Annotated in this window: 22 protein-coding genes; 12 read left to right on the top strand and 10 right to left on the bottom strand. The window is 72.7% G+C overall.

The window, feature by feature from the left end; translation table 11 throughout:
• The first annotated feature begins 5 nt into the window (after nucleotides 1-5).
• Genes ACJ9NR_RS09245 through ACJ9NR_RS09235 form a run of 3 tightly spaced genes read left to right on the top strand, consistent with a single transcriptional unit; the run spans nucleotide 6 to nucleotide 3,247 of the window.
• A complete protein-coding gene (locus ACJ9NR_RS09245; protein WP_412491758.1) occupies nucleotides 6-1,289 on the top strand; it encodes an amidohydrolase family protein in 1,284 nt (427 codons plus the stop codon).
• Nucleotides 1,286-2,512 carry an amidohydrolase family protein gene (locus tag ACJ9NR_RS09240; RefSeq protein ID WP_412491757.1) on the top strand — a complete coding sequence of 409 codons (1,227 nt, stop codon included), beginning with the start codon at nucleotides 1,286-1,288 and terminating at the stop codon, nucleotides 2,510-2,512. The genes ACJ9NR_RS09245 and ACJ9NR_RS09240 overlap by 4 nt, the downstream gene beginning before the upstream one ends.
• Before the next feature lie 24 nt (nucleotides 2,513-2,536).
• Complete coding sequence (locus tag ACJ9NR_RS09235; protein WP_412491756.1) at nucleotides 2,537-3,247, top strand: VIT1/CCC1 transporter family protein; 711 nt, start codon at nucleotides 2,537-2,539, stop codon at nucleotides 3,245-3,247.
• A 275-nt stretch (nucleotides 3,248-3,522) separates the two neighbouring features.
• Here the strand turns inward: ACJ9NR_RS09235 and ACJ9NR_RS09230 are convergent, their stop codons facing one another.
• Both ACJ9NR_RS09230 and ACJ9NR_RS09225 read right to left on the bottom strand, forming a co-directional pair.
• Complete coding sequence (locus tag ACJ9NR_RS09230) at nucleotides 3,523-4,530, bottom strand: CopD family protein (RefSeq protein ID WP_412491755.1); 1,008 nt, start codon at nucleotides 4,528-4,530, stop codon at nucleotides 3,523-3,525.
• 255 nt (nucleotides 4,531-4,785) lie between these two features.
• Entirely contained in the window at nucleotides 4,786-6,312 is a 1,527-nt protein-coding gene (locus tag ACJ9NR_RS09225; RefSeq protein WP_412491754.1) for a S8 family peptidase, read from the bottom strand.
• A 441-nt stretch (nucleotides 6,313-6,753) separates the two neighbouring features.
• Between ACJ9NR_RS09225 and moaA the strand changes: the two genes are divergently transcribed.
• Nucleotides 6,754-7,743 (top strand): GTP 3',8-cyclase MoaA, encoded by a 990-nt coding sequence (gene moaA / locus ACJ9NR_RS09220; protein WP_412491753.1) that lies wholly within the window; start codon nucleotides 6,754-6,756, stop codon nucleotides 7,741-7,743.
• A gap of 75 nt (nucleotides 7,744-7,818) precedes the next feature.
• Here the strand turns inward: moaA and ACJ9NR_RS09215 are convergent, their stop codons facing one another.
• Nucleotides 7,819-8,037 (bottom strand): hypothetical protein, encoded by a 219-nt coding sequence (locus ACJ9NR_RS09215; RefSeq protein WP_412491752.1) that lies wholly within the window; start codon nucleotides 8,035-8,037, stop codon nucleotides 7,819-7,821.
• A 215-nt stretch (nucleotides 8,038-8,252) separates the two neighbouring features.
• Nucleotides 8,253-8,651: a DUF3099 domain-containing protein gene (locus ACJ9NR_RS09210; protein WP_412491751.1), complete on the bottom strand. Its 399-nt coding sequence runs from the start codon at nucleotides 8,649-8,651 to the stop codon at nucleotides 8,253-8,255.
• A 246-nt stretch (nucleotides 8,652-8,897) separates the two neighbouring features.
• Between ACJ9NR_RS09210 and ACJ9NR_RS09205 the strand changes: the two genes are divergently transcribed.
• Nucleotides 8,898-9,176 (top strand): GlsB/YeaQ/YmgE family stress response membrane protein, encoded by a 279-nt coding sequence (locus ACJ9NR_RS09205; protein ID WP_412491750.1) that lies wholly within the window; start codon nucleotides 8,898-8,900, stop codon nucleotides 9,174-9,176.
• Nucleotides 9,177-9,264: 88 nt separating this feature from the next.
• Here ACJ9NR_RS09205 and tyrS read toward each other — a convergent pair whose 3' ends face one another.
• From tyrS to ACJ9NR_RS09190, 3 genes are read right to left on the bottom strand one after another with little or no spacing between them, the layout of a single operon-like run.
• Nucleotides 9,265-10,533 (bottom strand): tyrosine--tRNA ligase, encoded by a 1,269-nt coding sequence (gene tyrS / locus ACJ9NR_RS09200; protein WP_412491749.1) that lies wholly within the window; start codon nucleotides 10,531-10,533, stop codon nucleotides 9,265-9,267.
• 56 nt (nucleotides 10,534-10,589) lie between these two features.
• Nucleotides 10,590-12,002, bottom strand: a complete 1,413-nt coding sequence (locus tag ACJ9NR_RS09195) for a metallopeptidase TldD-related protein (RefSeq protein ID WP_412491748.1) — start codon at nucleotides 12,000-12,002, stop codon at nucleotides 10,590-10,592.
• Nucleotides 11,999-13,522: a TldD/PmbA family protein gene (locus ACJ9NR_RS09190; protein ID WP_412491747.1), complete on the bottom strand. Its 1,524-nt coding sequence runs from the start codon at nucleotides 13,520-13,522 to the stop codon at nucleotides 11,999-12,001. Before ACJ9NR_RS09190 ends, ACJ9NR_RS09195 begins: the two co-directional genes overlap by 4 nt.
• Before the next feature lie 254 nt (nucleotides 13,523-13,776).
• On the opposite strand from ACJ9NR_RS09190, the gene fabG reads away from it, so the two are divergent.
• From fabG to ACJ9NR_RS09175, 3 genes are all read left to right on the top strand, one after another.
• On the top strand, nucleotides 13,777-14,481 hold the full coding sequence (fabG, locus tag ACJ9NR_RS09185) for a 3-oxoacyl-[acyl-carrier-protein] reductase (RefSeq protein WP_412491746.1): 705 nt from the start codon (nucleotides 13,777-13,779) through the stop codon (nucleotides 14,479-14,481).
• A 5-nt stretch (nucleotides 14,482-14,486) separates the two neighbouring features.
• Nucleotides 14,487-15,254: an enoyl-ACP reductase FabI gene (fabI, locus tag ACJ9NR_RS09180; protein WP_412491745.1), complete on the top strand. Its 768-nt coding sequence runs from the start codon at nucleotides 14,487-14,489 to the stop codon at nucleotides 15,252-15,254.
• Between the two features lie 176 nt (nucleotides 15,255-15,430).
• Complete coding sequence (locus ACJ9NR_RS09175) at nucleotides 15,431-15,778, top strand: hypothetical protein (RefSeq protein ID WP_412491744.1); 348 nt, start codon at nucleotides 15,431-15,433, stop codon at nucleotides 15,776-15,778.
• Here ACJ9NR_RS09175 and ACJ9NR_RS09170 read toward each other — a convergent pair.
• Entirely contained in the window at nucleotides 15,759-16,448 is a 690-nt protein-coding gene (locus ACJ9NR_RS09170) for a FadR/GntR family transcriptional regulator (RefSeq protein ID WP_412491743.1), read from the bottom strand. The genes ACJ9NR_RS09175 and ACJ9NR_RS09170 overlap by 20 nt on opposite strands.
• Nucleotides 16,449-16,518: 70 nt before the next feature.
• Here ACJ9NR_RS09170 and ACJ9NR_RS09165 point away from each other — a divergent pair, with 70 nt between their 5' ends.
• The 4 genes from ACJ9NR_RS09165 (at nucleotide 16,519) to ACJ9NR_RS09150 (ending at nucleotide 18,997) form a co-directional block, all read left to right on the top strand.
• The gene (locus tag ACJ9NR_RS09165; RefSeq protein ID WP_412491742.1) at nucleotides 16,519-17,832 is read left to right on the top strand and encodes a CynX/NimT family MFS transporter; all 1,314 of its coding nucleotides are present in this window, start codon (nucleotides 16,519-16,521) and stop codon (nucleotides 17,830-17,832) included.
• A 52-nt stretch (nucleotides 17,833-17,884) separates the two neighbouring features.
• Nucleotides 17,885-18,001, top strand: a complete 117-nt coding sequence (locus ACJ9NR_RS09160) for an SGM_5486 family transporter-associated protein (protein WP_412491741.1) — start codon at nucleotides 17,885-17,887, stop codon at nucleotides 17,999-18,001.
• Between the two features lie 205 nt (nucleotides 18,002-18,206).
• Nucleotides 18,207-18,413: a hypothetical protein gene (locus ACJ9NR_RS09155; protein ID WP_412491740.1), complete on the top strand. Its 207-nt coding sequence runs from the start codon at nucleotides 18,207-18,209 to the stop codon at nucleotides 18,411-18,413.
• Between the two features lie 65 nt (nucleotides 18,414-18,478).
• Nucleotides 18,479-18,997, top strand: coding sequence for a SixA phosphatase family protein (locus ACJ9NR_RS09150; protein ID WP_412491738.1), 519 nt, complete (start codon nucleotides 18,479-18,481; stop codon nucleotides 18,995-18,997).
• Between the two features lie 203 nt (nucleotides 18,998-19,200).
• Here ACJ9NR_RS09150 and serB read toward each other — a convergent pair whose 3' ends face one another.
• Together serB and ACJ9NR_RS09140 are read right to left on the bottom strand one after the other, a co-directional pair.
• The gene (gene serB / locus ACJ9NR_RS09145; RefSeq protein WP_412491737.1) at nucleotides 19,201-20,415 is read right to left on the bottom strand and encodes a phosphoserine phosphatase SerB; all 1,215 of its coding nucleotides are present in this window, start codon (nucleotides 20,413-20,415) and stop codon (nucleotides 19,201-19,203) included.
• 285 nt (nucleotides 20,416-20,700) lie between these two features.
• A complete protein-coding gene (locus ACJ9NR_RS09140) occupies nucleotides 20,701-22,686 on the bottom strand; it encodes a streptophobe family protein (RefSeq protein WP_412491736.1) in 1,986 nt (661 codons plus the stop codon).
• Nucleotides 22,687-22,918 lie beyond the last annotated feature (232 nt).

Raw genomic sequence — 22,918 nt, 5'->3', positions numbered from 1 at the left:
CCGATGTGACCGACCAGGAGCCGTACCTGATCATCTCCTCCGACTGCCACGCCGGCCTGCCCACCGAGGAGTACCGGCCCTATCTGGACGCGCGCTTCCACCGGGACTTCGACGGCTTCCTCGCCGGGCGCGACCGCCGCCGTGCGGAGATGACCCGGCTCGGCATCCGCGACGAGGCGTTCGCGGCCAAGTGGTTCGAGGACAACGAGGAAGGGCTGCGGGGCGGTTGGGACGCCGCGCAGCGGCTGAAGGAACTCGACGGCGACGGCGTCGCGGCCGAGGTGGTCTTCCCGGACGCGGACGCGGTGGACAGCCGGACGGCCGCGCCCTTCGGCGTGGGCCTCGGCCTCTCCGGCGATCAGGACCCGGAGCTCGGCATGGCGGGCGCGCGGGCGCACAACAGGTGGCTTGCGGACTTCGTCTCGCAGCACCCCGAACGCCACTGCGGGGTCGCCCTGCTGCCGGTCACGGCCGAGCCGGACCGGGTCGTCGCCGAGGTGCACCGCGCCAGGGAGTCCGGCCTCGGCGCCCTGATGATCCCGTCCATGTGGGTCGACAAGGAGCCGTACCACGACCGCCGTTACGACCCGGTGTGGGCGGCGGCCGCCGAGTGCGCGATGCCGGTGCTGACGCACTCGGGCGCCGCCCCGCGCCACGAGTACGGCGACCACCTCGGCATCTACGTCTCCGAGGTCACCTGGTGGCCCGCCCGCCCGCTCTGGTTCCTGCTGTGGTCCGGTGTCTTCGAGCGCCATCCGGGCCTGCGGTTCGGGGTGGCGGAGTCGGGCTGCTGGTGGCTGCCGAACCTGCTGTGGTTCATGGACCGCCTCTACCTGGGCGCGCACGGCGGCAAGAAGCTCTCGCCCTTCCAGGAGCTGAGCCGCCCGCCGCACGAGTACCTGGACCGCCAGGTGTTCATCTGCGCGACCAACACCAAGCGCCGCGAACTGGCCCAGCGCTACGAGATCGGCGTCGACAACATCCTCTGGGGCAGCGACTTCCCGCACCCCGAGGGCACCTGGCCCGACACGCGCGCGTGGCTGCGGCGCACCTTCCACGACATCCCGGTGACCGAGACCCGCCGCATGCTGGGACTCTCGGCCGCCGAGGTCTTCGGCTTCGACACCGGGCAACTGGCCCCGCTGGCCCGCCGCATCGGCCCCACACCGGCCGACCTCGGCCAGCCGGACGGCCAGGCGGCCGTGGCGGCGTCCTGGGAACGCTCGCGCGAGGTGGGCCGGCACTGGCTGACCGGCCACGACTTCCCGGCCCTGGGGGTGACGCGGTGAGCGACCGGTACACGGTCATCTCGGCCGACTGCCACGCCGGAGCCGACCTGCTGGACTACAAGCCGTACCTGGAGAAGCGCCACCACGACGACTTCGACGTCTGGGCGGCGACGTACGTCAATCCGTACGAGGACCTGCTCGCCGACACGGCCGACAGGAACTGGAACTCCGAGCGCCGCCTGGCGGAACTGGAGCAGGACGGCATCGTCGCGGAGGTGGTCTTCCCCAACACGATCCCGCCGTTCTTCCCCTCCGGGTCCCTGATGGCGCCCGCCCCGGCCGCCGGGGAGCTGGAGCGCCGCTGGGCCGGACTGCGCGCCCACAACCGCTGGCTCGCGGACTTCTGCGCGGCGGCACCCGGCCGGCGGGCCGGCGTCTTCCAGATCCTCCTGAACGACGTGGACGCGGCGGTGCGGGAGATCGAGTGGGCGGCCGGGGCGGGCCTGAAGGGCGGCCTGATGCTGCCCGGCACGCCCCCGGGCTCGGGCCTGCCGGAGCTCCACTCGCAGGTGTACGACCCCATCTGGGCGGTCTGCGAGGACCTGGGCGTCCCGGTGAACCACCACGCGGGCTCGGCGTCCCCGCCGCTGGGCGACGAACCGGCCGCCCGCGCCGTCTTCATGGTCGAGACGACCTGGTTCTCCCACCGCGCGCTGTGGCACCTGGTGTTCGGCGGTGCCTTCCGCCGTCACCCCGGGCTGAAGCTGGTGCTGACCGAGCAGGGCTCGGGCTGGATCCCCGGGGTGCTCGACATGCTGGACTACTACCACGGCCGCCTGGTCGCGGCCGCGGCGCAGGCGGCCACCGCCGAGTCCAGGTTCGGCGCGGGCCTGGCCGCGGGGATGGGCGAACCGCCCTCCGTGGTGTGGCACGAGAACTGTTTCGTCGGCGCCAGCTTCATGCGCCCCCACGAGGTGCCCCTGCGGGACCGCATCGGCGTCGACAAGATCATGTGGGGCAGCGACTACCCGCACGACGAGGGGACCTACCCGTACTCCAGGGAGGGCCTGCGCACCGCCTACGCGGGCGTGCCGCGCGACGAGGTCGCGGCCATGGTCGGCGGGAACGCGGCCCGCGTCTACGGCTTCGACCTGGACCTGCTGGCCCCGGTCGCGGCAAGGGTGGGACCGACGCCGGAGGAACTCGCCGAGCCGCTGGAGAGGCCACCGGCGGACGCGACGAGCCCGGCGTTCGCGCGGGGGGCGTCGGTTCGGGTGTGGTGACACCCGGGATGAGATCCTTCCTGTGTGACGGAATCCACGCACGACGAGGCGCACGGAGGCGCTCTGGGTGAGCGCCTGAACTGGCTGCGGGCGGCCGTCCTCGGCGCGAACGACGGCATCGTCTCCACGGCGGGACTCGTCGTGGGCGTGGCCGGCGCGACCGACAGCCGCTCCGCGCTGCTCACCGCCGGGCTCGCCGGTCTGCTGGCCGGTTCGATGTCGATGGCCGCGGGCGAGTACGTGTCCGTGTCCACCCAGCGGGACTCGGAGATGGCCGCCCTCGCCCTGGAGCGGCGGGAGCTGCGCGAGGAGCCGGAGGCGGAGCTGGAGGAACTGACCCAGCTGCTGGAGCAGCGCGGGATGTCCCGGGAAGTGGCCAGGGACGCGGCCGAGCAGCTGACGGAACGGGACGCGCTCCGAGCGCACGCGCGCGTGGAGCTCGGCATCGACCCCGACGAACTCACCAACCCCTGGCACGCGGCGTGGGCGAGCTTCCTGTCGTTCACCGTGGGGGCGCTGCTGCCCCTGCTGGCGATCGTGCTGCCGCCGCCGGGCTGGCGGCTCGGCGTGACGGTGGTGTCGGTGCTGGCGGCCCTCGTCCTCACGGGCTGGAGCAGCGCGCGCCTGGGCGCCGCGAAGCCAGGGCCGGCCGTCGTCCGCAACGCGGTCGGCGGGGCCCTCGCCATGGGCGTCACGTACGCGGCGGGGGCGTTGCTGGGGGCCGTGGGGGTCTGAGCGGGCCGGGGCGGAGCCCACCACGGTCCGGCAGCGCACCGACCGGCAGCGCCCGGTGTACGGGCGGCCGGGAGCTGCCGCGAGCGTGCCGGGCGGGGTGCTCTGCGGGCCCGGTCGGCCGTCCGGTCCCCGGAACGGGCCTCATGCCCCGCGCGGCACCGATCCCGCCGGCCCTGCCACCCGTGCCGGGCGGCCCGCGGGGGTGGCGGGGCACGACGGATCGCGCCGCGTGCGGCGCGCGCGTGCGGGGCGTGTCCGCGCGCGCCGCACGCGGCTCACCATCTGATCGGCAGCGGCAGTGCGGTCAGCAGCCCCGACACCACGACCACCACTGCCAGCACGGCGACCTCCGCGCGCGCGGGGGAGCAGGCGGTCAGCGGGTCGGCGGCGCGGCTCAGCCGGAGCCGTGCCCACAGGGCGAGCAGAGCGACGCCGGCCACGAGGATCACCTTGGCGAGCAGGACCCGTCCGTACGCCGTCGAGGTCAGCTGGTCGAGGACGGTGTGCGGCGGCATGCGGCGCAGCGAACTCCACACCCCCGTCGCGGTGACGGCGGCGAGCAGCACGGCCGCCGTGCGCGCGTAGAGCCCCAGCAGCGCGGGGCCCGCCGGGGCGGGGCCCCAGCGGCGCAGCGTCCGCAGCGTGTGCAGCAGACCTCCCGCCCACAGGGCGGCGCACGTCAGGTGCACCAGCGTCAGCCCTGACCCGAGGAGCGGGTTGTGCTCGGGGGCGGGGTGTGCGCGCAGGGCCTCCGCCACGATCACCGCGGCCAGGGGCCACATCCGGGCCGCCGGGCGGCGCGAGCGGGCGCACAGGCCGGCTGCGAGGAAGGCATTTACCTCGACCAGCGCGAGCTTGCCGTCCCGGGAGTCGTACAGCCCGCCGACGTCGATCTGGGCGAGGCTGTGCGGCACCAGGTTGCCGGTGGACACCACCGAGGCCAGCCCCAGCGCGGCGAGGAGACCGGCGCCGGCCGCGTACGGGGCCCAGCTGCGGGGCGCGGCCCGCGGGGCCCCGGGCAGCGCGCCGGTCAGCCGGTTGACGAACAGCTCGCCCACCGGGACGCACAGCGCGGTGAACAGCACCGCCCGCAGCAGCGCGATGCCGCCGACGCCGGGTGCGGCGGCCTCACCGGTGCCGTGCAGCGCGGCGGACGGGGCGAGCAGGGGTATGAGCGCGCCCAGCGCCGCCAGAAGGAGGACGGCGACGGCCCGGACCGTACCGGGACGCCGCATCGGCCCGCTCGCGTCGGCCGCCCCGGCCGTGGATCTGGTCAACGTCACCCCGAGATCCTCACCGCCGTCGCAGAACCGGGCAAGTGAAGTCAAACAACTGGCGGTCGGTCATTCCGCCCATGGGTACGTTTTCGGTCGGCCCGCGGCTCAGTGGTCGCGCGGCTCAGCGGGCCCGCGGCCCGGTGGTTTCCGCGGTGGGTGGCCTGGGTGTCCCGGTGGCCTGCGTGTCCCGGTCTCTCCCGTACCGGCCGGGCCGGACGGATACCCTCCGTCCGGCCCGGCCCGATGTCACACGCGCAGTCCCTACTTCACCGCACGCAACGCGTCGACGATGCCGTACCCGTAGAAGCCGTTGACGCGCTTGCCGCCCACGCAGGTCGCGTCGACGACACCGTCGCCGTTGCCGTCGTACGGGTCGCTCGGGCAGCCCGGGTTGTCGGCCTGCGCCTTGAGCAGCGCCCGGAGCATCGCCGGCGTCGCGTGCGGGTGCTCCGACTTCAGCAGCGCCGCCACGGCCGCGACGTGCGGCGAGGCCATCGACGTGCCCTGCAGGAAGCCGTACTGGTTGTTCGGCAGCGTGGAGAGGATGCGGCCGTTGTGCGACGGGGTGTCGGGCACCTGGTACTTGTCACCGCCGGGTGCCGCGACGTCGATGACGCCCTCGCCGTAGCTGGAGTAGTACGACTTGGCCTTCGTGACGCCCGTCGCGCTGACCGTGACCACGCCGGGCAGCTGGGTCGGCACGTCGAAGCACCGGTGCGGGTCGACCGTGCGGGTCACCGCGGTCGAGTCGTCGGGGCTGGAGTCGTCGACGAGGGCGTGCGAGTCGAGGTCGTCGTTGGAGTTGCCCGCCGCGGCGACATTGAGCGTGCCCTTGCGCTGGGCGTACAGCTGCGCCCTGTTGACCGCGTCGACGATGGCGCGCTGGTCGGGGTCGTCCATGCAGTTGTACAGCCACGGATCAACGTAGTAGCTGTTGTTGGTGACCTCGATGCCGTGATCGGCGGCGAACACGAAGGCGCACACGACGCTCTCCGGGAAGAACAGCGAGTTGGCGTCCGGCTGCGCCACCGTGATGCTCGCGACCTTCACCCCGGGTGCGACGCCCGCCACCCCGATGCCGTTGCGCGCGGCGGCGATCTCGCCCGCCACATGCGTGCCGTGGTAGTGGTCGGCGTCCACCGGCCGCCAGGCGCCGTACGTCGTGTCGGCCTTGCCGCTGACGCAGTTCGCGGACTGCGAGGCCGAGAAGTTGGGCGCGATGTCCGGGTGCGTGTCGTCCACACCGGTGTCGATGACGCCGACGGTGACCCTCCTGCTGCCCGGGTCGATCCGGGCCGCCTTGTCGGCGCCGATCGCCCTGAGGTCCCACTGGTCGGCCTCGAGCGGCTCCTGGCCGGCCGCCGAGCCCTGCGCGATCTTCGCGGCCTCGGCCCTGGACAGGCGCTGGACGGATCCCTCGTCCGTGGTGCCCGCCGCGGTCACCGGCGAGGTGCGCGAGGCACCCGCCGACTGCACGCCGCGCACCTTGCGTATCTGCGCGGCGAAATCGGGGTTCGCCGAATGGGCGACGATGACGCCGATCTTCTCGTAGGCGACGACGACGCTGCCGCCGTTCGCGGCGATGGCCCGCTCCACCGACCTGACGGTGTGGTGGTCCGTCCTGGTGTTGACGAGGTACGCGTACGTTCCCGTCCGGGCCGCCTGTGCCGTGGACTCCGCGTGCGGGGCGGCCTGGGCCGCCGCCGGCAGGAAGCCGAGCGAGGCCGTCAGGGACAGCGCGACCGGCACGGCGAGGGCGAGCCGGCGTCTGGAACGCAGATGAGCCATGGGATCTCCACATCATCCGGAAACGGAACCGCCCGAGACACGGTGGCGCTCGGGCAGGTACATGACGGGCGGTGCAGGCCAGAAACTAACCCGCTGACGCGCTGGTCAGCAATGAGTTCACCAAGACGGGTTCGGAAACAGGTCAAGGGAGTTGAACCCGCCCTCGCGCGGCGCCGTGCCCTTCGGCAGGAAGCCCGAGGACACCCGCTCCCGGCCCGCGTCGAAGACGGGCCCGGCTGGTAAGACCCGCCGGGCACCCCGCCCGGGCGGCTAAGACCCGCCGGGCACCCCGCCCGGGCGGCCGCGTCGTAGGGATCTACGACGCGGCCGTGCCGCACCTCGTCGGATCGGGGCCGATGTCGTTGTCAGTCGGGTCACGTAGGCTCGCATGTGACGGGAAATGATTGCCGCGTACCGATCCGCCACGAGGGAGGGGGCCACGTGCTCATCGACACCTACGGCCGGGTGGCCACCGACCTGAGGGTCTCACTGACCGACCGGTGCAACCTGCGGTGCACGTACTGCATGCCCGAGGAGGGCCTGCAGTGGCTGGCCAAGCCCGACCTGCTCACCGACGACGAGATCGTCCGTCTGATCGGCGTCGCCGTCACCTCCCTGGGCATCGAGGAGGTCCGCTTCACCGGCGGTGAGCCCCTGCTCCGCCCGGGACTGGTCGGCATCGTCGAGCGGGTCGCCGCGCTGGACCCCCGCCCCCGGATGTCCCTGACGACCAACGGCATCGGCCTCCGGCGTACCGCCGCCGCCCTGAAGGCGGCGGGCCTGGACCGGGTGAACGTCTCCCTGGACACCCTGCGCCCGGACGTCTTCAAGACCCTCACCCGCCGGGACCGGCACAAGGACGTCCTCGAGGGCCTCGAGGCCGCCCGCGCCGCGGGACTGACCCCGGTCAAGGTCAACTCCGTCCTGATGCCCGGCCTGAACGAGGACGAGGCCCCGGACCTGCTCGCCTGGGCCGTCGAGCACGACTACGAACTGCGCTTCATCGAGCAGATGCCCCTCGACGCCCAGCACGGCTGGAAGCGCGAGGGAATGGTCACCGCGGGCGACATCCTCGCGGCCCTGCGCACCCGTTTCGAGCTGGCACCGGAGGGCTCCCAGGAACGCGGCTCCGCCCCCGCCGAGCGCTGGATCGTGGACGGCGGCCCGCACCGCGTCGGCGTCATCGCCTCCGTGACCCGCCCGTTCTGCGCCGCCTGCGACCGCACCCGCCTCACCGCGGACGGCCAGATACGCACCTGCCTGTTCGCGACGGAGGAGACGGACCTGCGTGCCGCCCTGCGCTCCGGCGCCCCCGACGAGGAGATCGCCCGCATCTGGCGCCTGGCCATGTGGGGCAAGAAGGCCGGCTCGGGCCTGGACGACCCGTCGTTCCTGCAGCCGGAGCGCCCCATGTCGGCCATCGGCGGCTAGGGCGGCCCCGGCCGCCCTCCGGGGGCGCACAGGGCGGACAGACCTGGAAGGCTCACCAAGATCTTCATGAGCCTTCTAGGCGCCCTCGGAGGACTCCCACTCCTTCAGCGGGACGACGTCCTTCAGGAACCCGCGCACTCCGAGGAACCGCGACAGGTGCTCCCGGTGCTCCTCGCAGGCGAGCCACGTCTTCCGGCGGTCCGGGGTGTGGATCTTGGGGTTGTTCCACGCCAGCACCCAGACCGCGTCGGCCCGGCAGCCCTTGGCGGAGCAGATGGGGGTGTCGTCACTCACGGATTTCGTCTCACGATCGCGGCAGACAAGGCGACGCCGAGCAGCCACGGGGGGAGCTGCCCGGCGTCGGTCCGTCGCTCCGACGGGGGATGCGGAGCGCCTACGAAGTATGTCACGGGTAACCCGTCGACCGGCACCGGAACAACATGATTGATCTGAGCTTTCTTTGAGCTTGTCGCGGGGCCCGCGACCGTCTGCCGCGCCGCCCGCCGCGGTCACGCCCGCCCGCGCGGTTCGCTTCCCGAACCCGGCGCCGGCTCGGCCACGACGTCTTCCGTGGCCGGTTGCGCGAACCCCTCGTCCGTCCGCGGGGGCGCGAGCACCTGGCGCACGGGGCCGCCGATGAACGACGACGGCAGCGACGGAGCGTTCTCCCGCCCCGCGTTGGCGATCACGACGGCGACGTAGGGGAGGACGGCCCCGAGCACCAACGCCACGACCGCCACGTACCGTTCGACGTTCCACAGCGAGGCGGCGAGGATCACCGCCACCGTACGGATGGACATCGAGATGACATACCTGCGCTGGCGACCGCGCACGTCCTCGTCGAGCCCCGTTCGGGCACCGGTGATCCGGAACACCTGGCCTTTGCCGCCGCCATGCTGCTTCCGCATCAGACTCCACCATCCGCCCGCATCGGACCCTCCCCGTTCTGCCGTCCGCCACGCCCCTGGTCGAGGGACGACATCCCGGACACGTCCACGTTACGCCGCGCCTGCGCCGCCTACGAGACCGGGTCGCCTCCTGCCTGGGCGGACGGCCTCAGCCACAGTGCGTACCGCCGTCCCCGACATGCGCCGTAGGGTGCACGGCCCGACACTGGGCGTAGTGCTCACGTCGAGCCGTACGAGGAGGCAGCCATGGGCTGGTTGTGGGCGATCATCGTGGGATTGGTACTGGGTCTGGCCGCCAAGGCGGTCATCCCGGGCAAGCAGCACAGTCCCCTCTGGCTGACGACCATCTGCGGCATGCTCGGCGCGACCGTGGGCAACGCGGTCGCCCGCGCCGTCGGCGTCGGGTCCACGCGGGGCATCGACTGGAGCCGCCACGCCTTCCAGCTGGGGGCCGCGGTCGTCATCGTCCTCGTGGCCGACATGCTCTACATGGCGACCCTGGGCAGGCGCGCACAACACGCCTGAGCCCCCGCCGCGGGAGCGCGGGGAACCGCGGGCCGGTCACGACGGACCTGCGGACCGGCGGACCGCGACCCCCGCGCCCCCGCGGCGGCTACGCCCCGGTCACCTCGACGGCGGCCAGGTTCTTCTTGCCGCGCCGCAGCACCAGCCACCGCCCGTGCAGCAGATCCTCCTTCGCCGGCACCGCGTCCTCGGAGGCGACCTTGGCGTTGTTCACGTAGGCCCCGCCCTCCTTGACGGTCCGCCGCGCCGCCGACTTGCTGGCCACCAGCCCGACCTCGGCGAACAGGTCGACGACCGGGCCGAGCTCGGCGACCTGGACGTGCGGCACCTCGGAGAGCGACGCGGTGAGCGTCCGCTCGTCCAGGTCCGCCAGCTCCCCCTGGCCGAACAGCGCCTTCGACGCGGCGACGACGGCGGCCGTCTGGCCGGCGCCGTGCACCATCGTCGTCAGCTCCTCCGCCAGGGCGCGCTGCGCGGCGCGGGCCTGCGGACGCTCCTGGGTCTGCTTCTCCAGCTCCTCGATCTCCTGACGGGACCGGAAGCTGAAGATGCGCAGGAACTTGGAGACGTCCCGGTCGTCCGCGTTCAGCCAGAACTGGTAGAAGGCGTACGGCGTGGTCATCTCGGGGTCGAGCCAGACCGTGCCGGACTCCGTCTTGCCGAACTTGGTGCCGTCGGCCTTGGTGATCAACGGCGTGCCCAGCGCGTGCACCGTGGCGTCGGGCTCGACCTTGTGGATCAGGTCCGTGCCCGAGGTGAGGTTGCCCCACTGGTCGCTGCCGCCGGTCTGCAGGGTGCAGCCGTAGCGCCGGTACAGCTGCAGGAAGTCCATGCCCTGCAGGATCTGGTAGCTGAACTCCGTGTAGCTGATGCCCTCCTGGGACTCCAGGCGGCGGGCGACGGCCTCCTTGGCGATCATCTTGTTCACCCGGAAGTGCTTGCCGACGTCCCGCAGGAACTCGATGGCCGACAGGCCCTGGGTCCAGTCCAGGTTGTTCACCATGACCGCCGCGTTCGGACCCTCGAAGTCCAGCAGCGGGGCGATCTGACCGCGCAGCCGCTCGACCCACTGGGCGACGACCTCGGGGGCGTTGAGCGTGCGCTCGGAGTTGGGCTTGGGGTCGCCGATCAGACCCGTGGCGCCCCCGACCAGGCCCAGCGGCCGGTTGCCGGCCTGCTGGATGCGGCGCATCGTCAGGATCTGCACGAGGTTGCCGAGGTGCAGGCTGGGCGCGGTCGGGTCGAAGCCGCAATAGAACGTGACGGGACCGTCCGCGAACGCCTTGCGCAATGCGTCCTCGTCAGTGGACAGGGCGATCAGCCCGCGCCACTTCAGTTCGTCGACGATGTCCGTCACGGTTCTCGTATCTCCTTGATGGGTCCCGGGCGGTCGCGCGACCGCCGGCTAAGAGGTTATACGCCCCGGCTGACAGAGCTCATGTTGAAGTCGGGCACCCGCAGCGCGGGCATCGCAGCCCTAGTGAACCAGTCGCTCCATTCGCGCGGCAGCGTCTTTTCCGTGCGCCCGGCCTCGGTGGCGCGTCCGAGCAGGTCGACCGGCGACTCGTTGAACCGGAAGTTGTTGACCGCGCCGGTCACCTCGCCGTTCTCGACCAGGTACACGCCGTCCCGGGTCAGGCCGGTCAGCAGCAGCGTCGCCGGGTCGACCTCGCGGATGTACCACAGGCAGGTCAGCAGCAGGCAGGGCCCGTCATGGCCCGTGCCCGCGACCATCTCGTCCAGGGAACGGTCCGTGCCGCCGGTCAGGATCAGGTTGTCGACGGCGGGCGCCACCGGCAGCCCGGTCAGGCCCGCGCTGTGCCGGGTGGTGGTCAGGCGGCTCAGCTCGCCCTCCCGCACCCAGTCGGTGGCCGTCAGCGGCAGGCCGTTGTCGAACACGGACCGGTCGCCGCCGGAGGAGTGCGCGATCACGAAGGGCGCCGACTCCAGACCCGGTTCGTTCGGGTCGCTGCGCAGGGTCAGCGGCAGCTCGCTCAGCCGGTCGCCCACACGCGTGCCGCCGCCCGGCCGGGAGAACACCGTACGGCCCTCGGCCGCGTCCCGCCCCGAGGCCGACCACAGCTGGTAGATCAGCAGGTCGGCGACGGCGGTCGGCGGCAGCAGCGTCTCGTACCGCCCGGCGGGCAGCTCGACGTGCCGCCGGGCCCAGCCCAGGCGCACGGCGAGTTCCGCGTCCAGCGCCGCCGGGTCGACGTCCTTGAAGTCCCGTGTGGAGCGGCCCGCCCACGCCGAGCGGGTGCGGTCCGGGGACTTGGCGTTCAGCTCCAGCGTCCCGTTGGGCTGGTCGTGCCGCAGCCGCAGCCCCGTCGACGTGCCCACATAGCTCGTCACCAGCTCGTGGTTGGCGAACCCGTACAGCTCGCGCCCGCCCGCCCGCGCGCGTGCGAACGCCTCGCCGAGCGCCGGGGCGAAGTCGGCGAACACGGCGGAGGTGGTCTCGGCGGGCGCGTCGGTGAAGTCCGGCGAGTGCGGTACGCCCGTCACCAGCGGCTGCGCGTCCTCGGCCGGCCCGGCGCCGCGCGCCGCGGCCTCGGCGGCCCTGACCAGGGGCTCCAGCTCGTCGGCTGTCACGGCCGAACGCGAGACGACACCGGAGGCCGTCCCCTCCTTGCCGTCGACGGTCGCGACGACCGTGAGCGTACGCCCGCGGGTGACGCCGTTCGTGGTGAGCGTGTTGCCGGCCCAGCGCAGGTTGGCGGTGGAGTGCTCGTCGGCGATGACGACGCAGCCGTCGGCGGCGGACAGCTCCAGGGCCCGCTCGACGACCTCGTGCGGCTTGTGCGCCTTGTCGGTACGCGCGCTCATCGGCCGGCCTCCTGCGTGGTGTTCAGAATGTTGACGCCCTTGAAGAGGGCCGACGGGCAGCCGTGCGAGACGGCGGCGACCTGGCCCGGCTGGGCCTTGCCGCAGTTGAAGGCACCCCCGAGGACATACGTCTGCGGGCCGCCCACCGCGGCCATCGAGCCCCAGAAGTCGGTGGTCGTCGCCTGGTAGGCGACGTCCCGCAGCTGCCCGGTGATCCGCCCGTTCTCGATCCGGAAGAACCGCTGGCCGGTGAACTGGAAGTTGTAGCGCTGCATGTCGATGGACCAGGAGCGGTCCCCGACGACGTAGATCCCGCGGTCGACCCCGCCGATCAGGTCCTCGGTGGACAGACCGGCCGGATCGGGCCGCAGCGACACGTTGGCCATGCGCTGCACGGGCACGTGCCCGGGGGAGTCGGCGAAGGCGCACCCGTTGGAGCGCTCGAAGCCGGTCAGCCGCGCGATGCGGCGGTCCAGCTGGTAACCGACGAGGGTGCCGTCCTTCACCAGGTCCCAGGACTGGCCGGCGACGCCCTCGTCGTCGTAGCCGACGGTCGCGAGGCCGTGCTCGGCGGTGCGGTCACCGGTGACGTTCATCAGCTCGGAGCCGTACCTCAACCTGCCGAGCTGGTCGAAGGTGGCGAAGGAGGTGCCGGCGTAGGCCGCCTCGTAGCCCAGCGCCCGGTCCAGCTCGGTGGCGTGGCCGATGGACTCGTGGATGGTCAGCCAGAGGTTGGACGGGTCGACGACCAGGTCGTACAGGCCCGACTCGACGCTGGGCGCCCGCATCTTCTCGGCGAGCAGCTCCGGGATCCGCTCCAGCTCGCCCTCCCAGTCCCAGCCGGTGCCGGTGAGGTACTCCCAGCCGCGCCCGGCCGGCGGCGCGAGCGTCCGCATCGAGTCGAACTCGCCGCTCGACTCGTCGACCGACACGGCCGTCAGCGACGGATGCAGCCGCACCCGCTGCTGCGTCGTCACGGTCCCCGCGGTGTCGGCGTAGAACTTGTTCTCGTGCACGGTGAGCAGCGAGGCGTCGACGTGGTCCACGCCCTTCGCCGCGAGCAGCCGCGCGCTCCAGTCCGCCAGCAGCGCCGACTTCTCCTCGTCGGGCACGGTGAAGGGGTCGATCTCGTACGACGAGATCCAGGTCCGGTCGGCGTGCACCGGCTCGTCGGCGAGTTCCACCCGCTCGTCCGAGCCCGCGGCCCTGATCACCTGCGCCGACAGCTTCGCCATCGCCACCGCCTGCGAGGCGACCTGGGCGGCGGCGTCGGGACTCAGGTCGACGCCCGACGCGAAACCCCAGGTGCCGCCGTGCACGACCCGCACCGCGTACCCGAGGTCGGTGGTGTCCGAGGAACCGGCGGGCCTTGCGTCCCGCAGCCGCCAGGAGGCGCTGCGCACCCGCTCGAACCGGAAGTCGGCATGCTCGGCGCCCAGCGCACGCGCGCGTGCCAGCGCCGCGTCGGCGAGGGCGCGTAGGGGAAGCGCCGTGAAGGCTTCGTCGATGGAATGAGGCACCGAGGTCTCTCCTTGCTGTCGTGACCCGTCGTGGCCTGTGGCTGCTCCGATCATGTCGCGGCAGCCGCCCGGCGGACCACAGGTTCCGGCCCGGTACGCCGAACTTTCTGTAGGGACCCGACAGCGAGTCCCGTTGGCCACTGTCGGTGCCCGATTGTCCGCCGGAGGCCGCGGACCGATAGGTTTTCGAGGAAGCCGCCTGTCATCCAGGTGTTCGGGCGGAGGCATCAGACCGCTATCGAAAGGGTGATCCGTTGAGCCGCTCGGTTCTCGTCACCGGAGGCAACCGGGGCATCGGCCTCGCCATCGCCCGCGCCTTCGCCGACGCCGGCGACAAGGTCGCGATCACGTACCGCTCGGGAGAGCCGCCGGCCGGTTTCCTCGCCGTCAAGTGCGACATCACCGACACCGAGCAGGTGGAGCAGGCCTACAAGGAGATCGAGGCCGAGCACGGTCCGGTCGAGGTCCTCGTGGCCAACGCCGGCATCACCAAGGACCAGCTCCTGATGCGCATGTCCGAGGAGGACTTCACGTCCGTCCTCGACACCAACCTCACCGGCACCTTCCGCGTGGTCAAGCGGGCCAACCGCGGCATGCTGCGCGCCAAGAAGGGCCGCGTCGTCCTCATCTCGTCGGTCGTCGGGCTGTACGGCGGCCCCGGCCAGGCCAACTACGCCGCCTCCAAGGCCGCCCTCGTCGGCTTCGCGCGTTCCCTCGCCCGTGAGCTGGGCTCGCGCAACATCACCTTCAACGTCGTCGCGCCCGGCTTCGTCGACACCGACATGACCAAGGTGCTCAGCGACGAGCAGCGCGCGAAGATCGTGCAGCAGGTGCCGCTCGGTCGCTACGCGCAGCCGGAGGAGGTGGCCGCGGCGGTGCGGTTCCTCGCCTCCGACGACGCCTCGTACATCACTGGAGCCGTCATTCCCGTTGACGGCGGACTGGGAATGGGTCACTGATCACCATGAGCGGAATCCTCGAGGGCAAGCGCGTCCTGATCACCGGTGTGCTGATGGAGTCCTCCATCGCCTTCCACACCGCCAAGCTGGCCCAGGAGCAGGGCGCCGAGATCATCCTGACCGCGTTCCCGCGGCCCACGCTGACCGAACGCATCGCCAAGAAGCTGCCGAAGCCCACGAAGGTCGTCGAGCTCGACGTCACCGACGACGAGCACCTCGGTCGCCTGGCCGACATCGTCGGCGAGGAGCTCGGCGGCCTGGACGGCGTCGTCCACTCCATCGGCTTCGCGCCGCAGGACGCGCTCGGCGGCAACTTCCTGAACACGCCGTTCGAGTCGGTCGCCACGGCCATGCACGTCTCGGCGTACTCCTTGAAGTCGCTCACCATGGCCTGCCTGCCGCTGATGCAGAACGGCGGCTCGGTCGTCGGCCTCACCTTCGACGCGTCCTTCGCCTGGCCGCAGTACGACTGGATGGGTCCGGCCAAGGCCGCGCTGGAGGCCACCAGCCGCTACCTCGCCCGTGACCTGGGCAAGCAGAACATCCGCTGCAACCTGGTCTCGGCGGGCCCGATCGGCTCGATGGCCGCCAAGTCCATCCCGGGCTTCACCGAGCTGGCCGCGGTGTGGGACACCCGCTCCCCGCTGGAGTGGGACCTGAAGGACCCCGAGCCGGCCGGCAAGGGCGTCGTCGCGCTGCTGAGCGACTGGTTCCCGAAGACCACGGGGGAGATCGTCCACGTGGACGGCGGCCTGCACGCCATCGGCGCCTGACCCCCGGCCACCGCCGTACGACGGCCGTCCAGGGCGCGTGTCCCGCGGGGTGCGCGCCCTGGACCACATCACCCGTTCGGCCCATCCGGCCGGGCGGGGCGGGACCTCGACCGGGCACTCTGGATCACGTGTTCAGCAGGTGATTCCCTCCCGAGCACGGCCGAGGAGGTCCCCTTGTGCGTCTGTTCCGCAGCCTGGCCTCAGCGACCGTAGCCGTAGCCCTCGTGCTGTCCCTGCCGTACGAGGCGGTGCCCCACCCGCGCGTGGAGCCCGGGAAACCGCCCTCCCCGCAGCCCTTCGGCGCGGAGTGCCGCATCCGGATCGCCGGCTCGCACGTGACCGCGTACTGCCACAACCCGTATCCCCAGACCGACGCCGTCAGCCTGCACGTCGAGTGCGCGCGGTGGTGGGACCTCGACACCGACGGCAGTCCGGTCGACACCGCCCCGGCGTTGACCGTGCGGCTCACCGGGCGGTGCTGGAAGGAGGTCCGCTCGGTGTGGATCAGCCACCGGAGGCGGTGAACCGCCCGGGACGGCACAGGAAGGGGTAGCTCGCCGCCGCCGCGCCGGCCGCCTCCGCGTCGCCCGCGCGGACCGCGTCGACCAGGCGCGTGTGCTCCATGTACGTCTCCGGCGTCAGCGCCTGGCCGACGTCCTCGCGCAGCCAGTCCCGCAGCACCTCGCCGAGGTCCGCGTACATCGCGGTCATCACGTCGTTGTGGGACGCCGCCACGACCGACAGGTGGAAGGTCGCGTCCGCCGTCACGAACGCCTCCGTGTCGCCCGACCGCCAGGCCTCCTCGCGCCGCTCCAGCAGCGCGTCGAGCTGCTTGAGGTCCTTCTCCGTGCGCCGCTCGGCGGCCAGCCTGGCGGCGGCCGACTCCAGCGTGGAGCGCAGCTCGGCGATGTGCCGGGGGTCCGCCTCGGCGAAGCGGCGGTGCATCACGCCCGCCAGCTCACTGGTCGCCACGACGTAGGTGCCCGAGCCCTGACGGATGTCCAGCAGGCCGTTGTGCGCGAGCGCGCGGACGGCCTCCCGGACCGTGTTCCGGGCGACGCCGAGCTGCTCGACCAGCTCGGGCTCGGTCGGGACACGCGAGCCGACCGGCCACTCGCCCGAGGTGATCTGCTGCCGGAGCGCGGCGATGACCTGCTCGGACAGGGCCGAGCGACGGGGGTGGCTCAAGGGCATGGCACACCTTCGCACGGGGGTACCCGGAGCGGACGGACCGGGGATGGACAACCAATCATCCCATGATTCTATGATGGGCGTCATGGCAAGCGAGGAATCCAGGACGATCGCGTCCGAGCAGATACGCACCCCGCGGGCGCGGACGAGCACCGGACCCGCCACACGCGCGTGGGCGACCCGCCTGCTGATGGTCGGCATCGTGCTCACCGCCCTGAACCTCCGCCCCGCCATCACCAGCCTGGGCGCGCTGCTCGAGGAGGTCCGCGACGGGCTCGGCATGAGCGGCAGCGTGGCCGGAGTGCTCACCTCCGTGCCCCCGCTCTGCTTCGCCGTCTTCGGCGTCACGGCCCCGCGCCTGGCGCGCCGCTTCGGGCCCGCCGCGGTGATCTGCGTGGGCATGGTCGCCATCGCCGCGGGCCTGCTCGTCCGGCCGTACACGCACAGCACGGCCGGCTTCCTGGCCGCCAGCGCGCTCACCCTCATGGGCATCGCGGTCAGCAACGTCCTGATGCCGGTCATCGTCAAGCGCTGGTTCCCGGACCGGGTCGGCCCCATGACCGGCCTGTACTCGATGGCCCTCGCCCTGGGCACCGCGGCCGCGGCCGCGGTGACGGTGCCCATGACCGAGGCGCTGGGCGGCGGTTGGCAGTCCGGCCTCGCGATCTGGTCGGTCCTCGCGGCGATGGCCGTACTGCCGTGGATCCCCTTCGTGCGGCAGCGCGGCGCGGACCTCACCGAGGAGGCGGCCGCGCCGCGGGAGCCCGCGCGGCGGGAGCCCGCGCGCGGGGACGCCCCCGCAGTGCGGATCGCCCGCAGCCGCACCGCCTGGGCGCTCGCGGTCTACTTCGGGCTGCAGGCCACCGGCGCCTACATCACGATGGGCTGGATGGCGCAGATCTTCCGGGACGCGGGCGTGCACGCCGGCACGGCCGGGCTGCTGCTGGCCGTCACCATGGTGATGGGCGTGCCGCTGGCCTTCGTCATCCCGCGCCTCGCCACCCGGCTGCCCCACCAGGGGCCGATCGTGCTCGCGCTCGGCGCCTGCGGCCTCGTCGGCTACGGCGGCCTCTACCTCGCCCCCGCGGCAGGCTCATGGGCGTGGGCCGTGCTGCTCGGCGTCTCCAACTGCTCGTTCCCGCTGGCCCTCACCATGGTCGGCATGCGGGCCAGGACCAGCGCGGGCGTGGCCCAGCTGTCCGGCTTCGCGCAGAGCACCGGCTATCTGATCTCCATCCCCGGACCGCTCCTGGTGGGTGTGCTCTACCAGCACAGCGGCGGCTGGAGCCTGCCGATCGCCCTCATGACCGCCCTGCTGGTCCCGCAGATGGTGGTCGGCGTCCTGGCGGGGCGCGACCGCACGGTGGAGGACGAGGCGGCGGGCTGAGGGCCGGGCCCCCGGCCGCATCGCCGCGGGCGCGGGGTGCGAGACTTGCCGCATGCCAGTGCTCGACCCGAACCCGCAGAACGGCCAGAAGAAGATGCTGATCGTCTTCGGCTCGTTCTTCGCCATCTTCGTGATCATCGCCGTCATCGCGACGGTCGTCTCACCGTGACGCCTGACATCCGGCCCCCGCGCCCGACGCCCGCGGCGGGGCCCTGAAGCCCGGTGGTGGGGCTAGCCCCACCATCCCCTAGGGGGCGGGTGTCAGGGTCAAGTGGGTGGGTCTCCGGATGGGTTGGGGGCCGCCGGATCCGTACCTTCGAACTGTGACCGCGAGAGGCGGACCACGGACCGTTCGAAGACCAGCGGAGGTACCCATGTCGGCCCGCACGCACCCCCTGTCCCACCCGGAGACCAAGGGCGGCGTCGACATCAGGCTGCCCTGGTGGGCCCTCGCCCTGCCGGCGCTCGCCTTCGTCGTGCTGCTGGCGCTGATGCTGAACCCGACCGACGCGCAGGCCGCGTCGGGCGACCCGGCGATCACCCATCTCTTCGAGCGCGTGCAGCAGCTGATGGCGCGCTGAGCGCCCTTCCGGCCGCCGGTCAACTACCTGCGCCCGTTGGCCTGTTTCATGCGAAGCTGGGTTGCATGAGCGTCGCTGAACCCCGCAGGATCGTCCTCTTCCGGCATGCGAAAGCCGACTGGCCGCAGGTGACCGACCATGAGCGCCCCCTCGCTGAGCGGGGGCGCACGGACGCCGCAGTGGCCGGACGCAGGCTGACCGACACCGGCATCCCCTTCGACCTGGCCCTGTGCTCCACCTCGGTCCGGACCCGCGAGACCTGGAAGCTCGCGGTCCACGAGTTTCCGCAGCGGCCGAAAACCGTCTACGAGGAGCGGATCTACGAGGCCTCGCCCGGCGAGCTGATCGCGCTGCTCAACGAGACCCCGGACGACGCGCAGAACGCCGTACTGATCGGCCACAACCCGGGCGTGCAGGGCCTCGCCGACATCCTGGCCGGCTCGGCCGAGGGCGATGCCCGTGAGCGGATGAACCGCCGCGGCTTCCCGGCCGCCGCCTTCGCCGTCCTGTCCTTCGAGGGCTCCTGGAAGACCCTGGAGCCCTCCGCGGCCACGCTGCTCGAGTACTGGGCACCGTCCGAGTAGCCGCCCCGACCGACGTGTCCGGGCAGCCGGCACGTCGGGTCGAGGGGCCCGGCACCTCCGGGGCCACCGCGGTGCCGGGCCCCTCGCCCCGACGTATGCGGAAGATCTACTCCACAGATCCACTCCGCGCCGTGGCAGATCCACTCCACGTCGTGGCAGCTCTACTCCACGCCGTGACGGCTCCACTCCGCGTCGTGGCAGTTCTACTCCACGTCGTGGGTGTCCGCCGCCTCGACCTCTTCGCGGGTCACGCCCAGCAGGTACAGGACGGTGTCGAGGAAGGGCACGTTCACCGCGGTGTGCGCGGCCTCGCGCACGACCGGCTTGGCGTTGAAGGCGACGCCGAGGCCGGCCGTGTTGAGCATGTCCAGGTCGTTGGCGCCGTCGCCGATCGCCACGGTCTGCGCCAGCGGCACGCCCGCCGCGGCGGCGAACCGGCGCAGCAGGCGCGCCTTGCCCGCGCGGTCGACCATCTCACCGGTGACCCTGCCGGTGAGCCTCCCGTCGACGATCTCCAGGGTGTTGGCCTGGGCGAAGTCCAGCCCGAGCCGTTCCTTGAGGTCGTCGGTGACCTGGGTGAACCCACCGGAGACCACGCCCACTTGGTATCCGAGCCGCTTCAGCGTGCGGATCAGGGTGCGAGCGCCCGGGGTCAGCCGCACCTCGCTGCGCACCTTGTCCACCACGGAGGCGTCGAGCCCCTCCAGGAGCGCCACGCGCGCGTGCAGCGACTGCTCGAAATCCAGCTCGCCGCGCATCGCCGCCGCCGTCACCTCGGCGACCTTGTCCCCGCAGCCCGCGTGCGCGGCGAAGAGCTCGATCACCTCGTCCTGGATGAGCGTGGAGTCGACGTCCATGACCACCAGCCGCTGCGCCCGCCTGTGCAGCCCCGCCGCGACGACCGCCACGTCGACACCGAGTGCCGCCGCGTCCGTCACCAGGGCGGTGCGCAGCGGCTCGGTCTCCACGCCGGAGACCGCGAACTCGACCGCCGTCACGGGGTACTTGGCGAGGCGGAAGATACGGTCGATGTTGCCGCCCGCCTTGGTGATCTTGGCCGCGATCCGGGCGGTCGCCTCCGAGGTGAGCGGGTGACCGAGGACGGTGACCAGCGAGCGCCCGAGGCCGCGTGGCCGGTTGTCGCCGTGGCCGGAGATGATCTCCGCCTGCATCCGCATCGACTCGGCCCAGCTGTGCACGGTCGCGCGCAGGTCGCCCTCCAGCCCGGCGGGCGGCTGGGTCACGAGCGCGCACAGCACCATCCGGCCACGGGTGACGACCTGCTCGATGTCGACCACGTCGACCGAGTAGGCGGCGAGGGTGTCGAAGAGGCCGGCCGTGATGCCGGGCCTGTCCTTGCCGAAGATCTTGACAAGGAGGGTGGGAACGTCGGAGGTCGAGGTCTGCTCAGCGCTCATGGTGCCTCCACCGTATCCGGCACCCAGTGCCTGCCGCCCCCGCGGTCCGCCTGACGGACACGGAACAGTGGGCGGCGAACGGATGACGCCGGACCGAAGGCCCGACCACGGCCGCCTCGGAACCCCGGATCAGGACCGCCCCGTGAGTCCCGGCGAGCCCTGCATCTCACGGGGTACCGGCATCCCCGGGTGGCCGCCTTGTGAGCCCCGGCCGCCCGGATCCTCCAGATCCTCGTGGCGTCCCGGCACCCCCGTGGGATCGGACCGATCACCGGCGCCCTCAGTTCACGGACGCCTCTTCGGCCGCCCGGGCGGCGGAGGCGGCGGTGGCGGCGGGGGCGGCCCGTCGTCCGGCGCGCTCCGTGGCCGTTCGCCGGGCCGTGGCCGTTCACCGGGCCGGGGACGGCGGCGCGGGGACGGCGGAGGCGGGTCCCCGGCCTGCCAGGCCACCGTGGGGGCGCCGTAGATGCCGCTGCCGCTGCCACCGCTGCCGGGCGGCGGCTCCCCGGGATCCTGCGGATCGCGGGACGGCGGCCGGGCGTCCTGCGGTTCGCGGAGTTCGTCGGGCAGCCGCAGATAGGGGTTGGTGGCCGGGTTCGGCGCCCGGTAGGACGCGGCGGGCGTGTACGGCCCTGCCGCGCCTCCGCCCGGCCCTGCCGCGCCTCCGCCCGGTCCTGCCGCGCCTCCGCCCGGTCCTGCCGCGCCTCCGCCCGGTCCTGCCGCGCCTCCGCCCGGCCCTGCCGCGCCTCCGCCCGGTCCTGCCGCGCCTCCGCCCGGCCCTGCCGCGCCCCCGCCCGGCTCACCGCCGCCCGTCCCGGCCTCACGCACGTACTGCGGACGCCCGGCGCCCTCGGCCACGGCCCGCAGCGCGAGCGGAGTCGCCCGCCGCCCCGCCGAACCCGTCCACCGGGCCAGCAGCGCCCCGACGGCCCCCGCCCCCGCGCCCCACAGGGCGCCGAGGACCAGTGCCGCGCCGAGGTTCCCGTGCAGCGTGATCCCCGCGCCGAACGCGTCGAAGCCCAGCACCGCCAGCGAGGCGTCCACCGACACCTCCGTCAGCCAGCCGAGCAGCGGCAGGGCCAGCGCCGTGACGACGCCGAGCCGTACCGCACAGCGCCCCGCGAACGCCGGCGCGCCCGGCCCGCGCGCGCCCTCGGCGGCGACCGGCGTCCGTACCGCCGTCAGCACCCCGGCCAGCAGCATCATCAGGGCCGCCGCGACGGCCAGCAGCCACACCCGTCCGTCCAGGTCCGCAAGCCGCCCCAGCGTCACCGACCGGTCGGTCTTCGCGGTGAGCAGGTCGTCCAGCGGGTTCGGCAGCAGCTTGGCCAGCTCACCCGTCGCCTTGCCGTCGTACGGCACGAACAGCCCGATCGGGACGGCCAGCCAGGTGCCGTTGGGCGCGCCCAGCAGCGCGGCGCCGAAGATCCTCCTGGGGTGGGCGTCGCCGACCGCCGCGTACGCCGCCGCCGCGAGGCCCGCCACCACCGACATCACCAGCACCGTGACGACCGCCGACACCGCGGGCCGCACGACCCGGTGCACGGCCTCCCAGCCGCGCGGCAGGGGGGTGCGGCGCGAGGCCAGCAGGGCGATCAGCAGGACGCCGGCGGACCAGCCGAGACCGCCGAGCAGCGTCGGCGCGGTGTCGACCGTGAAGCCGACCGCCGCCTTCGCGTGGATGAGGTTGCCGATGTTGTCGGGCAGCAGCCCGCCGATGTCCCCGATGTCACCGAGACCGGGGATGCTGACGCCGCCGCCCCCGCCCCCGCCGCCGGGCAGCTTGTCCAGACCCAGCGAACCTCCGTCGATCGTGATGACATCGTGTCCCGCCCAGGCGAGACCGCCCAGCGTGGCCACGAACAGGGCGACCACCGCGCCCGCGCGTGCGAGGAGTTCGGCCGGTTCGACGACAACTCCCGCCGTGCGCAAGGACCTCAGGAAGAACCAGGACAGCAGCAACGCGCCGACCAGGCTCACCCCGAGCGGCGTGAGCGTGACGGCGGTGTGCGCCTGCGCGCCTTTCAGCCCGAACGCGGACACGTCGCCGGACGGCGTGACCGAGCCGCCCGCGCCCAGTGCCACGGCCGCCGCGGTCATCGGCCCGAGCGAGGCCGACGCGTCCGCCCCCAGCAGGTGCAGGCCGAGCGCGGCCGTGCCCGCCATCCCGATCAACGCCCAGCTCACGGAGGCGATCGCGGACAGCGCGACGTCCCCCCACGGCACCCTCGTGCTGCTCCGTACGGACTCGGCACTCGACGACACGCTCATGGCAGACCCCCCGATCCGCGACGCGGCACGGCCACCGCGTCTGTCCCCCCTCGCGTGGATTACCACTCTCCGGGTCGGTTTCAACCCCGTCAACGGAACCAACCGGTGCACACCCGCGTGGTCTTCGGCGTGGTCTTCACAAGGCCCGGCTTTCGGTCAGGGGGGCGAGCCTGAAATAGTTCCCGACGATGTTCGACATCCCTAGACTCCCTGTGATGGGGGCAACTCGGGG

This window comes from Streptomyces sediminimaris (assembly GCF_047049295.1).
Taxonomy (GTDB): Bacteria; Actinomycetota; Actinomycetes; order Streptomycetales; family Streptomycetaceae; genus Streptomyces; species Streptomyces sediminimaris.
The sequence above is the reverse complement of the archived record's forward strand: the minus strand, read 5'-3'. Positions and strand labels throughout refer to the sequence as shown.

Excerpts from the sequence above, each read along its gene's own strand:
- ACJ9NR_RS09225 (WP_412491754.1), bottom strand. The coding sequence starts at position 6,312 with ATGGCTCATCTGCGTTCCAGACGCCGGCTCGCCCTCGCCGTGCCGGTC.
- ACJ9NR_RS09210 (WP_412491751.1), bottom strand. The coding sequence starts at position 8,651 with ATGCGGAAGCAGCATGGCGGCGGCAAAGGCCAGGTGTTCCGGATCACC.
- ACJ9NR_RS09205 (WP_412491750.1), top strand. The coding sequence starts at position 8,898 with ATGGGCTGGTTGTGGGCGATCATCGTGGGATTGGTACTGGGTCTGGCC.
- ACJ9NR_RS09195 (WP_412491748.1), bottom strand. The coding sequence starts at position 12,002 with ATGAGCGCGCGTACCGACAAGGCGCACAAGCCGCACGAGGTCGTCGAG.
- fabI (WP_412491745.1), top strand. The coding sequence starts at position 14,487 with ATGAGCGGAATCCTCGAGGGCAAGCGCGTCCTGATCACCGGTGTGCTG.
- ACJ9NR_RS09170 (WP_412491743.1), bottom strand. The coding sequence starts at position 16,448 with ATGCCCTTGAGCCACCCCCGTCGCTCGGCCCTGTCCGAGCAGGTCATC.
- ACJ9NR_RS09165 (WP_412491742.1), top strand. The coding sequence starts at position 16,519 with ATGATGGGCGTCATGGCAAGCGAGGAATCCAGGACGATCGCGTCCGAG.
- ACJ9NR_RS09160 (WP_412491741.1), top strand. The coding sequence starts at position 17,885 with ATGCCAGTGCTCGACCCGAACCCGCAGAACGGCCAGAAGAAGATGCTG.
- ACJ9NR_RS09155 (WP_412491740.1), top strand. The coding sequence starts at position 18,207 with ATGTCGGCCCGCACGCACCCCCTGTCCCACCCGGAGACCAAGGGCGGC.
- ACJ9NR_RS09150 (WP_412491738.1), top strand. The coding sequence starts at position 18,479 with ATGAGCGTCGCTGAACCCCGCAGGATCGTCCTCTTCCGGCATGCGAAA.
- serB (WP_412491737.1), bottom strand. The coding sequence starts at position 20,415 with ATGAGCGCTGAGCAGACCTCGACCTCCGACGTTCCCACCCTCCTTGTC.
- ACJ9NR_RS09140 (WP_412491736.1), bottom strand. The coding sequence starts at position 22,686 with ATGAGCGTGTCGTCGAGTGCCGAGTCCGTACGGAGCAGCACGAGGGTG.